This is a genomic window from Nocardia sp. NPDC004123 (assembly GCF_053603795.1).
On the sequence record NZ_JBSGGG010000001.1, the window covers coordinates 389033 to 401719 of the forward strand.

Annotated in this window: 11 protein-coding genes; 5 read left to right on the forward strand and 6 right to left on the reverse strand. The window is 68.4% G+C overall.

The annotated features are described in order from the left end of the window. The first annotated feature begins 424 nt into the window (after positions 1-424). A complete protein-coding gene (locus ACWEQQ_RS01730) occupies positions 425-661 on the forward strand; it encodes a hypothetical protein (protein ID WP_452346794.1) in 237 nt (78 codons plus the stop codon). Next, positions 658-906: a hypothetical protein gene (locus tag ACWEQQ_RS01735; protein ID WP_452339283.1), complete on the forward strand. Its 249-nt coding sequence runs from the start codon at positions 658-660 to the stop codon at positions 904-906. The genes ACWEQQ_RS01730 and ACWEQQ_RS01735 overlap by 4 nt, the downstream gene beginning before the upstream one ends. A gap of 64 nt (positions 907-970) precedes the next feature. Here the strand turns inward: ACWEQQ_RS01735 and ACWEQQ_RS01740 are convergent, their stop codons facing one another. Beyond that, the gene (locus tag ACWEQQ_RS01740) at positions 971-1717 is read right to left on the reverse strand and encodes a lysophospholipid acyltransferase family protein (protein WP_452339284.1); all 747 of its coding nucleotides are present in this window, start codon (positions 1715-1717) and stop codon (positions 971-973) included. A gap of 99 nt (positions 1718-1816) precedes the next feature. Between ACWEQQ_RS01740 and ACWEQQ_RS01745 the strand changes: the two genes are divergently transcribed. Continuing rightward, positions 1817-2659: a hypothetical protein gene (locus tag ACWEQQ_RS01745; RefSeq protein WP_452346795.1), complete on the forward strand. Its 843-nt coding sequence runs from the start codon at positions 1817-1819 to the stop codon at positions 2657-2659. A gap of 45 nt (positions 2660-2704) precedes the next feature. Then, on the forward strand, positions 2705-4249 hold the full coding sequence (locus ACWEQQ_RS01750; protein WP_452346871.1) for a Rieske 2Fe-2S domain-containing protein: 1545 nt from the start codon (positions 2705-2707) through the stop codon (positions 4247-4249). Between the two features lie 48 nt (positions 4250-4297). Here the strand turns inward: ACWEQQ_RS01750 and ACWEQQ_RS01755 are convergent, their stop codons facing one another. The 5 genes from ACWEQQ_RS01755 to serS all read right to left on the reverse strand — a co-directional run bounded on the left by ACWEQQ_RS01755 (position 4298) and on the right by serS (position 10841). Further along, positions 4298-4951, reverse strand: coding sequence for a MauE/DoxX family redox-associated membrane protein (locus tag ACWEQQ_RS01755; RefSeq protein WP_452346796.1), 654 nt, complete (start codon positions 4949-4951; stop codon positions 4298-4300). A 56-nt stretch (positions 4952-5007) separates the two neighbouring features. After that, complete coding sequence (locus tag ACWEQQ_RS01760; protein ID WP_452346872.1) at positions 5008-5940, reverse strand: DMT family transporter; 933 nt, start codon at positions 5938-5940, stop codon at positions 5008-5010. Positions 5941-6121: 181 nt separating this feature from the next. Next, the gene (locus tag ACWEQQ_RS01765; protein WP_452346797.1) at positions 6122-7489 is read right to left on the reverse strand and encodes an MFS transporter; all 1368 of its coding nucleotides are present in this window, start codon (positions 7487-7489) and stop codon (positions 6122-6124) included. Positions 7490-7637: 148 nt separating this feature from the next. Beyond that, the gene (locus ACWEQQ_RS01770; protein ID WP_452346798.1) at positions 7638-9506 is read right to left on the reverse strand and encodes a putative bifunctional diguanylate cyclase/phosphodiesterase; all 1869 of its coding nucleotides are present in this window, start codon (positions 9504-9506) and stop codon (positions 7638-7640) included. Between the two features lie 75 nt (positions 9507-9581). Continuing rightward, positions 9582-10841: a serine--tRNA ligase gene (gene serS / locus ACWEQQ_RS01775; RefSeq protein WP_452339289.1), complete on the reverse strand. Its 1260-nt coding sequence runs from the start codon at positions 10839-10841 to the stop codon at positions 9582-9584. 197 nt (positions 10842-11038) lie between these two features. Between serS and ACWEQQ_RS01780 the strand changes: the two genes are divergently transcribed. Beyond that, complete coding sequence (locus ACWEQQ_RS01780; RefSeq protein ID WP_452346799.1) at positions 11039-12628, forward strand: GMC family oxidoreductase; 1590 nt, start codon at positions 11039-11041, stop codon at positions 12626-12628. Positions 12629-12687 lie beyond the last annotated feature (59 nt).

Below are 12687 nucleotides of genomic sequence, written 5' to 3' on the forward strand. Positions count from 1 at the left end.
ACCCCCTCATGCGTATGAATAATGGCAACCGCGTACAGCCATTCTGGCAATGTTCCAGGGCTTTTGGGTGAAGCTCGTGGGTTTGCCGCAATGCCATTGCCACTTTCTTGCGCGAGGCGTCTCCTTGAGGTGCGTCTGGAGTAGCCGTCCTTCGACCGCCTGGACGCTCTGAATCTCATCCGAAAATCTCAACCAGCTGACTCGAGGTATGTCGAAATGCCTTTGGACACATGGACTTTTCTTCTCGTTGTGGCTTCCTGCGTCGTTCTCGTCGCAGGTGTGCGCTGGAGCGTCGGCGACGACCGCCTCCCCGCTCCGGCGAAGACGGGTGATCCGGTGCTCGTGGCCGGTGGCTTCGAGCTGCGTCGGGTGCCGCTAGAGAATCGGCATCGGGTGCACGGCAGGCATCGGGCCGGGTGATGAGATGACGAATCCTTATGTGGCCCCTGGAAACTTCCCGAGGCGGGATCCCGAGGAATCGATTCGCCGCCACCCGGCCTGGCATGCGAAACCGTCGGCACACGTGGCGCTCTCGGACCGCGACATCGAGGCCCTCCTACAAGCGCACGACAACGACGCCTGCCGACGGGCGGGCTGTGCGCTGCGGCTGTACCTGCTCGACGAGTGCGGGCGAGGCCGGAAGGAGGATTCCCGGCCGTGAACAAACTGCCATCGTGGGCCGAACCAACTGCGGTTGTTCGCTTTCGAGTGACCGGACGAGAGGCAGTCGAATGCCGAGTCGATCGGGCCACCGACCACGGAATCACCCTGTCGAACGGCGAGCGGTTCATGATCGCGCATCTGCGTCGGGGAAAGACCGACGACACAAGCTATTTCGAGAAATTCGATGCCCGCGCACGCAGTAGGAAGACCGTACGGCCGTTGTTCCGCGCGAGCGATCGCTGAACGGGACACGGCCCGTCACGGGGGTGCTCCACCCCGCGACGGGCCGTTTCCGGTTTCGAGAGAGCTATTCGGTCTGAGCGCGGCGGGCTGCTTTTTCGGCAGCCTCGGCGGCGTCCATGGCGTTGGCCTCCTCGAGGGTGGGGGCGCTGCCGCCCAGGCGCGCGGGCACCCAGTACGCGCCGGGCTCATGGACGTAGTCTTTCTGCAGGTCCAGGAGCATTTCCGACATGGTCTTGTGTAGCTGCTCGGTCAGGGCCGCGGCGGGCTCGAAGGGGGAGATGGGCTTGCCGACCGCGATGGAGATGGGGGTGTTGGTGCGGCCCAGGCGCTTCGGGAAGCCCTTGGTCCATACGCGCTGGGCGCCCCAGATGACGATGGGGATGATGGGGACGCCGGCCTCGATGGCCATGCGGGCCGCGCCGGACTTGAACTCCTTGAGTTCGAAGCTGCGGCTGATGGTGGCCTCGGGGTAGACGCCGACCAGTTCGCCGGCGCGCAGCCGCTTCACGGCCTCGTGGTAGGACTCCGCTCCCGCCGCACGATCCACCGGAATGTGCTTGAGGGCACGCATGATCGGCCCCGAGACGGAGCTGTCGAAGACTTCCTTCTTGGCCATGAAGCGGACGTACCGCCCGGTGGTGCGCGCGGGCAGACCGGCGTACGTGAAGTCCATGTACCCGGTGTGGTTGATCGCGATCACCGCGCCACCGGTCGCCGGAATGTTTTCGTCGCCCTTGACGGTGAACTTCAGGCCCTGCAGCGCGAAGATCGTGCGGGCCAGGCCGATGACGGGGTAATAGACGGGTTCCACAGTTCCGCTAGCCTAGTCGCTGCCCGCGCGGCATCCAGTGATCCCGGTAACAGCAATTCAATTGATGTGACTTCTCGACACTGAAAGAGGTTCGCACGAGTGGAAAACGGCCGGACAGCGTTGCGTGCACAAATCCACAAGGGGTTGCTCGGGACGCTGATAGTCGGCGCGGCCTGCCTTGCCGGCGGCTGCGATTCGAAAGCCGGAATCGAGGGCACGGATTTCGGGGCCGACCTGGATATGTCCAGTGAAACCAGCAGTAGCCCCAGCCCCGTCGCGGCGGTGAGCGGCGGCGTCGGGGCGGCGCCCGGGAAACCGAATGCGGCGCCGGCCGTCGCGCGCTGGGCGGCCGACCTGCAGGGAAGGGGGCTGGACGAACTGGCCGACCGCTGCTGGACCATGGCGCCACCCAATATTCGGAGCATGTACGCCGAGCCGCAGACCATCATCGATGCGCTCGCCGGACCGGGCGTGTCCAGCGGCCAGTCCGTGACCTGGCAGAACGCCGAGGTCACGGTGACCGCGCAGGACCGCGACATCGCCACCGGCTATGCCTGCCCGCACGTCTACCCGACCGGGGGCGAACTCGGCTTCAATGACGCCGACGCGCGACACACGGTGCGGCGCTTCTTGTCTCGCTCCATGGGCCGGCCGCTGCATCCCACTGACCGGGAGGACGCGTATCCACTGGTCTGCGCCGCGGGCCGGACCTGGGATCCGGACGGCACCGGGAAACCGGCCACCGCGCCGCTGGCGGTGAACCCGTCGAAGCCGGGGGCGGTAAGGACCTTCGTGGACCAGTCCATCAAGTCGGAGTGGCCGCGCGGCGGGTACATCACGGTGTCGGTCCCCGTCACCACCGCCGCCGGGGACCAGACAAAGCAGATATACACCTTGAAGTCGGGCTCCGAGGGTTACTGCATCGGCGACGTCTCCGGCTAGCCAGTACTCTGGGTGGCTGGTAACGGTCAGGGAGGAATGAAGCTCGTGCAGATCACCAGCGTCGGACACGCCGGATTCCACATTCGAACCGCTGCCGGAACGATCCTCTGCGATCCGTGGGTCAATCCGGCCTATTTCGGATCGTGGTTCCCGTTCCCCGACAACACCCAGCTGGACTGGGACGAGCTCGGCAACTGCGATTTCCTCTATGTCTCGCACCTGCACCGTGACCACTGGGACGCCAAGCACCTGGCCGACAAGGTCAACAAGGACGCCACCGTCCTGCTGCCCGACTACCCGGTGCCGGACCTGAAGCGGGAGCTCGAGAAGCTCGGCTTCACCAAGTTCGTGGAGACCGAGGACTCGGTCAAAACCACCGTCACCGGTCGAGGCGGCGACCTGGACATCATGATCATCGCGTTGCGCGCGCCCGCCGACGGCCCGATCGGCGACTCCGCCCTGGTCGTCGCCGACGGGGAAACCGTGTGCTTCAACATGAACGACGCCCGGCCCGTCGACATGGACATGCTGCACGACGCCTTCGGGCACGTGGACATCCACCTGCTGCAGTACTCCGGCGCCATCTGGTACCCGATGGTGTACGACATTCCGACCAAGACCAAGGCCAACTTCGGCAAGCAGAAGCGCCAGCGCGGCATGGACCGCTGCCGCTCCTACATCGAACAGGTCGGGGCCACCTGGGTCGTCCCGTCGGCCGGCCCGCCGGTCTTCCTCGACGACGAGCTGCGCTACCTCAACGACGACCGCGGCGACGAGGGCAATATCTTCCCCGACCAGATCGTCTTCCTGGACCAGATGAAGATCCACGGCAACGAGGGCGGGCTGCTCATGATCCCCGGCTCGACCGCGGATCTGTGTGGCAAGGAACTGAATTCGCTCACCCACCCGGTCGACCCGGACACCATCTACGGCGACAAGGCCGCCTACATCGAGGCCATGGCCCAGCGCATGGCGCCGGTGCTGGCCGCCGAGAAGGCCACCTGGGCCCCGGCCGAGGGCGAGCCGCTGCTGCCCGCGCTCAAGGCCAAGTTCGAGCCGATCATGGCGCAGAGCGACCTCATCTGCGACGGCATCGGCTACCCGGTCGGCCTGGTCATGGGCGGCGAGACCGTGGTGCTCGACTTCCCCAAACGGGTGGTGCGCGAGCCCATCGAGGGAGAAGGCAAGTACCGCTACGGATTCCGCATCGACCCGCAGCTGGTGCGCACCGTGCTGCGCGACGACGAGCCGGACTGGGTGAACACCATCTTCCTGTCGACGCGCTTCACCACCTGGCGCATCGGCGGCTACAACGAATTCCTCTACACCTTCTTCAAGTGCCTCACCGACGAGCGCATCGCCTACGCCGACGGCTGGTTCGCCGAGGCACACGACGATTCCGCCTCCACCGCGCTCAGCGGCTGGGAAGTGCAGCGCCGCTGCCCCCACCTCAAGGCCGACCTGTCGAAATTCGGTGTGGTCGAGGGCAATACGCTCACCTGCAACCTGCACGGCTGGCAGTGGGATCTGGAATCGGGCCGCTGCAAGACCTCCAAGGGCCACGAGCTGCGCTCGAAGAAACTGGTCTGATGCGGTGATCGCGGCCGATGCCCGGTGCATCGGCCGCCACCGGCCTGCTCAGTGCTGCGGACGCCTGAGGGAGTCCCGCGCACGCGATACCGCAGCGCGGTCTCCGGCCCGGGCGCCCGCGGTCTTCAGCACCTCGAATTCCGGCGCGCCCGCACCCGGCGGCAGCCCCTTCTCGTCCAGGCGGCGGCGCAGGGCTCGCAGCTCACCCCAGAGGGATACCAGCACGGCACCGAATCCGGCCGCCACCCCCATCGCGACCACATGGTCCACCGGCAGACCGCCCGGCACCTGCGGCTCCGCCAGCGTCGCCACGGCCGTCACGCCGGCCAGGACGATCAGCACGATATTGCGTGCCACCGTGCCTCGCCCGATCGGGGCGGCGCTGGCGGCCCCGAAACATGAACAGACAGGGCGTTTTCCCTGGCGCAGCAGGCGCACCACCGCACCGGTGAACATTCCCAGCAGCAGTATCGCCACCAGCGCCGCACCGGCCGCGGTCCACGGCGGCAGCAGCGCCACCGCCACCACGGCCTCCACCGCCGGGAGCGCCCAGGCCACCGCGGGTGTCCAGGCAAGCGGGATCCCGAACTCCCCCACCGCCTTCCGGGTGCCGGGCCCATCGGCGAGCTTTCCCCACGCCGACAGGCCGAACACCACGGCCAGCACCAGACGCGCGACCCACACCACGTAGTCGATAGCCATGATCGCACCATCGCACACTCATGTGGACAGCGAATTACGAATCCGGGGAACAGATTTCATCCGCGCGATCGGGCGGCCACGGCGACCGCCACGAAGGTCAGCACGCAGCCGATGATCGCCGACACCGAGAGCCCGATCCCGGTCGGCGCCACCACGTCCAGCACCAGCGACGCCAGCAGCTGGCCCGCCACCGAGGTCAGGCCCAGCAGCAGCACCCCGATCCAGCGGACCACCAGCACCGCCAGCGCCACGAACGAAATGCCGATCAGGCCACCGAGATACAGCCACGGTTCGCTCGGCAGCGGCCCGAGACCACCGCGCCGGACCAGTACGCCCGCCTCGATGACCACCAGCGCCGCCGTGCCGGTCGCGAAGTTGCCCAGCGTCGCCGAGAGCGGTCCGCCGACCGCACCGACCCGGCCGTTCACCGCCTGCTGCCAAGCCACCAGCAGGCCGGCGACCAGCGGTAACGCCACCAGCAGCATCGAGGCCGTCGAATGCCCGGCGACCGGGCCGGTGCCGCTCCGGCCGAGCACCGCGAGCAGCACGGCGACCAGCCCCAGCACCGCCGCACCGATCCGCCCGGCCGTCACCGGCGTCGGTCCGCCCGGGCCCAAACCCAGCCGATCCACCACCAGGCTGCTCACCAACTGCCCGGCCACCGCGGCCACCGTGAACGCCGTCACCCCGATGGTCGCCACCGTGAGCCCCTGACATGCAACGAAATACGCGCCCGACAGCCCACCCAGCAGCTGCCACCATCGCAACTCCCCGGTACCGAGCGCGGCCCGCACCCGCCCGACCCCCGCCCGCAAGCGCCCGCTGCCCGCGTACACGACGGCCAGGATCAGCAATCCACTCCCGAAACTGATGGTGGCCGCCGCAATCCCATCGCCCAGCCGCTGCCCCAGCTCCCCATTGATCCGCGCCTGAACGGCCACGGCCGCGCCGATGGACCCCCCGAACCCCAACCCCGCCCACTGCCGCATTGCCACCGCCCGATTGTCCCCGCCTTCCCCGGCACCGCACCGACCAACCGGATCATGTCGCGCGTCGCTCCGACACACCGCACCGCACTGGGCTCGGATCCCGTTCCGGCACAGGACGACCCGCAACCATGTCGGGCCAACCCCGAGCGTCCGATGACCTCCGCCGCCCTGCCGCTCCGGATCAGGGCTGCTCCGAATCCCGTGCAGCAGGCCCCGGCACCCGATCCGAGTCCGCTGCAGCCCGGGGCAGCCAGGTGGGGACCAGGGCCGCGGCCAGCAGCAGCGGCACCCCCAGCAGAGCGACCATCACCGGCAAGGACAGCCAGGTCGTGGCCACCGCGGCGAAAACGAAGACCAGCAGGGCGATCATCTCGGTGGCGAAGCCGGACACCGAGGTCACGGTCGCACGGGCGGGGCCCGAGATGGCGTCCTGCAGTCGGGCCGAGGCGATGACGTCGGCGTTGTAGTCGATGCCGTAAGCGACGCCCACCGCCGAAAAGCCCACGGCCGTCAGCACATACATTGCCTGCGGCTGATGGGCGGCCGCGCCCGCCAGCAGCACACCGGCGATGAACAGGACACCGGCCACGGCCAGCACCACAGCCATGACTCGCGCCGGGATGCCCTCCGTGCGGCCCGCCAGCGTCGCGCCGGCCAGGGCTCCGGCCACCGTGACACCCACCAGGACCGCGGCCAGAGACGGGCCGGCGCCGGCGTGATCGGCCAGCAGGGCGAAGTACTCGTCGAACGCGGTGATGCCGTTCAGCAGCGCCACCAGGATGACGCCGCGCCGAATCACCCTGACCCGCATGGCCTCTCGCATACCCACGCGCAGCATGGCCAGGTAGCCGATGGATTCCGATTCGGCTGTGCGGGTTTCGCACGGGGGGTCGCGGTCATCAGTTCGCACGTGCGGCTCCTGCCCGGACACACCGCCATCTGTGTCCTCGGCATCGTCAGCCGGGGCCTCGACACCACCGTCCGTGTCTTCGAGCTCCTCCACCTCTGCCGCGGACACCGATTTCGGTGCGGTCGGCAGCAGGGCCGCGGTGGCAGTGTGCACGGCGGCGATCACCACACTGGACCAGGCGACCAGCGCGTAGCCGCCCCACGCGTAGAGCGGGGCCGCGACCAGAATGCCCGCCAGCGCAGCCGATTCGGTAGCGGCGCGGACATAGCCCATCAGCCGCGGGTATTCGGCCGTCGCGGCACGCGCGTGCAGATCGTCGTAGATCAGCGCCTCGAAGGTGCCCGAGCGGAGCGCGCCCGAAGTACCCCACAGCACGAAGCCGACGGCGAATCCCGGGTAGGAGGGGTACAGCGTCCACACCGCGAAGCCCGCCGCCAGCAGCGCACCCGACAGCACGAGCAGGCCGCGCCGCGAGACCGTGTCGGCCCAGGCGCCGGAGGGAATCTCCAGCAGGAACGAGGTCGCGGACCAGATGGCGAACAGCGACGAGATCTGCGCCGTGTTCAGGCCGTGGTCGGCGAACAGCAGCGCGTAGATCGCATAGAGCGGGATCAGGTCCGCCGTGACGGCGAACAGCATCGCCCGCAGCGTCAGTGCGCGTATCGAGTGGGTTGGTACCCGGATCGGGTGGGTCGGTGCGTGCGTAGAGCCCACGCGCTCGGCGTGAGCCCGGGGCAGCGCACTACGGAGTACGAATCAACAGGCGTAGATGAGCAGCCGCATGGGATCAACCCTGCGCGCCGGGCGCCCCACCGTCAAGCGGATTGTCCAGCGGTACCCAGCCATTGGTCGACGGCTCGCCCTCCGACACCGCCGCGCCGACCAGTCCGTGCCGGTCATTGAGGTCGCTGATGAGCTCGGACACCGGGTGCGAATCGCTGTAGTGGTAGCCCTGGGCCAGCGCGAAACCGAGCTCGGTGAGCACGGCGGCCTGGTATTCGGTCTCCACCCCCTCGGCGATGACCTGCAGGTCCAGCGACTTGCTCAGCGCCGCGATCACGCCCAGCAGCGGCGGCGCGGGGGAATCCGACTGGATGGACGCCACGAAGGACTGGTCCACCTTGAGGATGTCCGACGGCAGCGTGGCCAGCCGGCTGAGCGAGGAGTAGCCGGTGCCGAAATCGTCGATGGCGATGCGGACGCCGAACTCGCGCAGCTTGTGCAGGTTCGCGATGGCCGTCTCGGATTCGGCGGCCAGCTCGCTCTCGGTCACCTCGAGCACGAGTTGCTCGGCGGGCCAGCCGGATTCCGCGAGGATGCCGGAAACCCGGTCGGCGTACTCGGTTTCGGCCAGCTCCAGCCCGCTCACATTGACGTTCAGGGTCAGATCCAGCTGGGCGAAGGTCTCCTGCAACCGGGCGGCATCGGCGCAGGCACGTCGCAGCACCAGCTCGTCCAGATCGGAGATGAGGTCGTATTCCTCGGCGACCCGGATCAGCCCCTCGGTGGTCACATCGGGCTGCGCGTGCGAAGACCAGCGCAGCAGGGCTTCCACGCCGACCGCGCGGGTCGCGCCATCGGTGAGACTCACGATCGGCTGGTACTGCACGTCCAGCGTGCCGCGGTCGATGGCCTCCCGCAGCTCCACCGCCAGCGGCAGCTGCCGCGAGGACTCCAGCACGGTGCGATTGCGGCCCGCCTGCTTGGCCCGGTACAGGCCCACATCCGCACGCGACACCAGCAGCGACCCGGATTCGCCCGGCTGCCAGGACGTCACGCCCGCGGAACAGCCGGTGGTGACGGCCGCGCGCAGCTCCTCGGTCAGCAGGATCGCGGCCTGCTCGGTGGTCCCGGGCAGCAGCAGCGCGAACGCGTCACCGCCGTAGCGGGCCAGCCGCTGCTCCGGCGCAAGCAGTTTCGACCAGGAGTCGGCCACCCGCTGCAGCACGGCGTCACCGGCCCGGTGCCCGAGGTGATCGTTGATCTTCTGGAAGCGGTCCAGGTCCACCAGCACCAGGGCCAGGCCCTGGCCGGTACGGGTGGCGTGCCCGATGGCATTGCTCAGCGCCCGATCGAAACCACGCCGGTTCAGCAGCCCGGTCAGCACATCGATATCGGCGTCCGACGCCATGCGCGTCAAAATGCCGACCACGATGCCGATTCCGAACGTGATACCCGCCGGAATGATGCCCGACCACCACGGCAACCCGCGCGACGGCACCACCCACAGACAGCAGACGATGGCGAACGCTATGTGCCCGCCCAGCCAGCGCCAGGAGAAGAAGATGGCGGCATCACAGGCGACGAACACATAGAACGCCGCCAGACCGATCGCGCCGACCGTATTCGGAAACCAGTGCACCGCAATGGTCACCAGCACGGTCGCGGTCGCCACATACGCGTGATGCACCCAATGCGGCAGCCGCGGACCCCAGATCAGCAGACTGATACCCAGCAGCAGCGCCACGAACGCCGCCGCACCCACCAGCGGCCGATTGCCCTCGTCACCCGGAGCGACCGCAGTCAGAACCAGGCCCAGGACCCCGCCCATGACGTAGAACGCCCCGGTGGTCCGAGCCATGACCATTGCCGTCGCCAGCGCCGACGCCGCCCGTACCCGGGTCCGGGTATCGCCGCGGGACCCGATTCCTCGCACGCTGCCTAGCCTAGACACAAGCCCTGACACCAGTAGACACAACCGACGGAATAAGCGACGCCGAGTAGCGAATATTCAGCGAGGTACCAGCACGTCGGTGCCCACGAAAGGCACCAGCGCAGCGGGCACCCGCACCGAACCATCGGGCTGCTGATGGTTCTCCAGCAGAGCGACAATCCACCGAGTCGTGGCCAGAGTGCCGTTCAGAGTGGCGGCGATCTGCGGCTTGCCGTTCTCGTCCCGGTACCTGACATTCAGGCGACGCGCCTGGAACGTCGTGCAATTCGAGGTCGAGGTGAGCTCGCGGTAGGTCTGCTGCGTGGGAACCCAAGCCTCGCAATCGAATTTGCGGGCGGCCGAGCTGCCCAGGTCGCCGGCGGCCACATCGATGACCCGGTAGGGCACCTCGATGGCGGCGAGCATCTCCTGCTCCCAGGCCAGCAGCCGCCGGTGCTCGGCGTCGGCCTGGTCCGGGGTGGTGTAGACGAACATCTCCACCTTGTCGAACTGGTGCACGCGGATGATGCCGCGCGTGTCCTTGCCGTAGCTGCCCGCCTCCCGGCGGAAACACGACGACCAGCCGGCATAGCGCTCGGCGCCCGCGCTCAGATCCAGGATCTCGCCCGAGTGATAGCCCGCCAGCGGCACCTCCGAGGTGCCGACCAGGTACAGGTCGTCGTCCTCCAGGTGGTAGACCTCGGCGGAGTGCTGGCCCAGGAAGCCGGTGCCCTGCATGATCTCCGGGCGCACCAGCACCGGCGGGATCATCATGGTGAACCCGTTGGCCACCGCCTTCTGCGCGGCCAGCTGCAGCAGGCCCAGCTGCAGCAGCGCGCCGTTGCCGGTGAGGAAGTAGAAGCGCGAGCCCGACACCTTCGCGCCGCGCTCCATGTCGATCAGGCCCAGCGACTCACCCAGGTCCAGGTGATCCTTGGGCTCGAAATCGAACTCGCGCGGCGTGCCGATGGTGTCGAGCACGATGTAGTCGTCCTCGCCGCCGGCGGGCGCGCCCTCCTGCACGACATTCGACAGCGCGCGCTGGGCGGCGTCGAGGTCGGCGTCCGCGGCGGTCTCGGCGGCCTCGGCCTCCTTCACCTTCGCCGACAGTTCCTGACCCAGCTGCAGCAGCGCCGGACGCTCGTCCGGGGAAGCCTTGCCGACCTTCTTGCCCAGGGCCTTGTGCTCGGCGCGCAGATTGTCGGCCGTCGCGACCGCGGCGCGACGGGCGGCATCCGCCTCGAGCAGGGCATCCACCAGGGAGGGGTCCTCGCCACGCGCGCGCTGCGACGCACGGACCACATCCGGGTTCTCCCGCAGGAATCGAAGGTCGATCATGGCCATTGAGCCTAGTAGGCGACCGCCAGTGGATTTCGTGTAGGTCCACGGCCTCGGTATTCGATCTTGATCGGCGTGGTTTCGCCCCCGATCCCGCCGATCCACCCCACGACCGGCCGATATCCACCCTAGGGTTAGCGGCATGGGACGGCAGGGAGTCCGGCAGGGCTCCGCCGTGGTCTTTCCGAGGAGTGAGCATGCCCCAATACACCCCGCACACCGCCGATTTCGTGGTCGTCGGAGCCGGATCCGCGGGGGCCGCAGTGGCCGCGAAACTGAGCGAGCGACCCGGCGTCAGCGTCGTGGTCCTGGAGGCCGGCGGCGAGGACAGCGACAAATTCGCCCACATTCCCGCGGCGTTCAACCAGCTGTTCCAGGGCCCCAACGACTGGAACTACCGCACCGAACCCCAGCCCGAGCTCAGCAACCGGCGCGTCTACTGGCCGCGCGGCAAGATGCTCGGCGGCTCCTCCTCCATGAACGCCATGATGTGGGTGCGCGGCTTCGCCGCCGACTACGACGAATGGGCCCGCTACGCCGGACCGAGCTGGTCCTTCGAGCAGGTGCTCCCCATCTTCCAGCGGATGGAAGCCGTCGAGGAGGCCAACGAGCCCGGTGAAGGCCGTAAGGGGCCGCTGCACATCTCCCGCCAGCGCAGCCCGCGCCCGCTCACCCACACCTACCTGCAGGCCGCCACCGAAGCCGGATACCCGGTGGAACGCGCGAATCAGGATCGGCCACAAGGCTTCTCGCAGACCATGGTGACCCAGAAACGCGGCGCGCGCTGGAGCACCGCCGACGCCTACCTGCGGCCGGCACGCCAGCAGGGACGCAACATCACCGTCGTCACCGACGCGCACGTCACCCGGGTGCTGTTCGAGGGCAAGCGCGCCACCGGGGTGGAATTCCGGATCGGCGGCGAGACCAAGCAGATCACCGCCAAGCGCGAGATCATCCTGTCCGGCGGCGCCATCAACAGCCCGCAGCTGCTCATGCTCTCCGGCATCGGCGACGGCGACCGGTTGCAGGAGCTGGAAATCCCCGTCGTCCAGCACCTGCCCGAGGTCGGGCGCGGCCTGCGCGACCACCTGGCCGCGCCCATCATCTACCGCACCAGCGGGGGCAGCCTCTACGGCGCGGACAAGAACCTGCTCGAGCTCGCCAACTACCTGCTGCTGCGGCGCGGGCAGCTGACCTCGAACATCGGCGAGGCCTACGGGTTCGTGCGCAGCCGCGAGGAGCTCGACCTGCCCGACCTGGAACTCATCTTCGCGCCCGCGCCGTATATCGCCGAGGGACTGGGCGATCCGGACGGGCACGCGCTCACCTTCGCCGCCGTGCTGCTCAAGCCGGAATCCATCGGCAGCGTCACCCTCACCTCCCCGGACCCGTTCACCGCGCCGCGCATCAACCCGCGCTACTGCGCCGAGCCCGCCGACCGCACCGCCCTGCTCGCCGGTCTGCGCATCTGTACCGAACTGGCGAACCAGCCGGCGCTGAAGGAGCACATCGGCGAGCTCATGCAGCCGGCCGTGTCCTCCGACACCCCGATGGAGGAGGTGCTGCAGCGCTGCCTCGAGGACCACTCGCACACGCTGTACCACCCGGTCGGCACCTGTGCCATGAGCCGCGACGAATCCAGCGTGGTGGATCCGGAACTGCGGGTGCGCGGCATCGAGGGCCTGCGTGTGGCCGACACCTCGGTCATGCCGGTGATCACCCGCGGCCACACCCACGCCCCGGCGGTCATGATCGGCGAGAAGGCGGCCGAGCTCATCCTGTCGTGAGGCGCCACCACGCACTCTGACCCCGCATGAAGGTTCGCGGCCCGGCTCGATTCTGGACT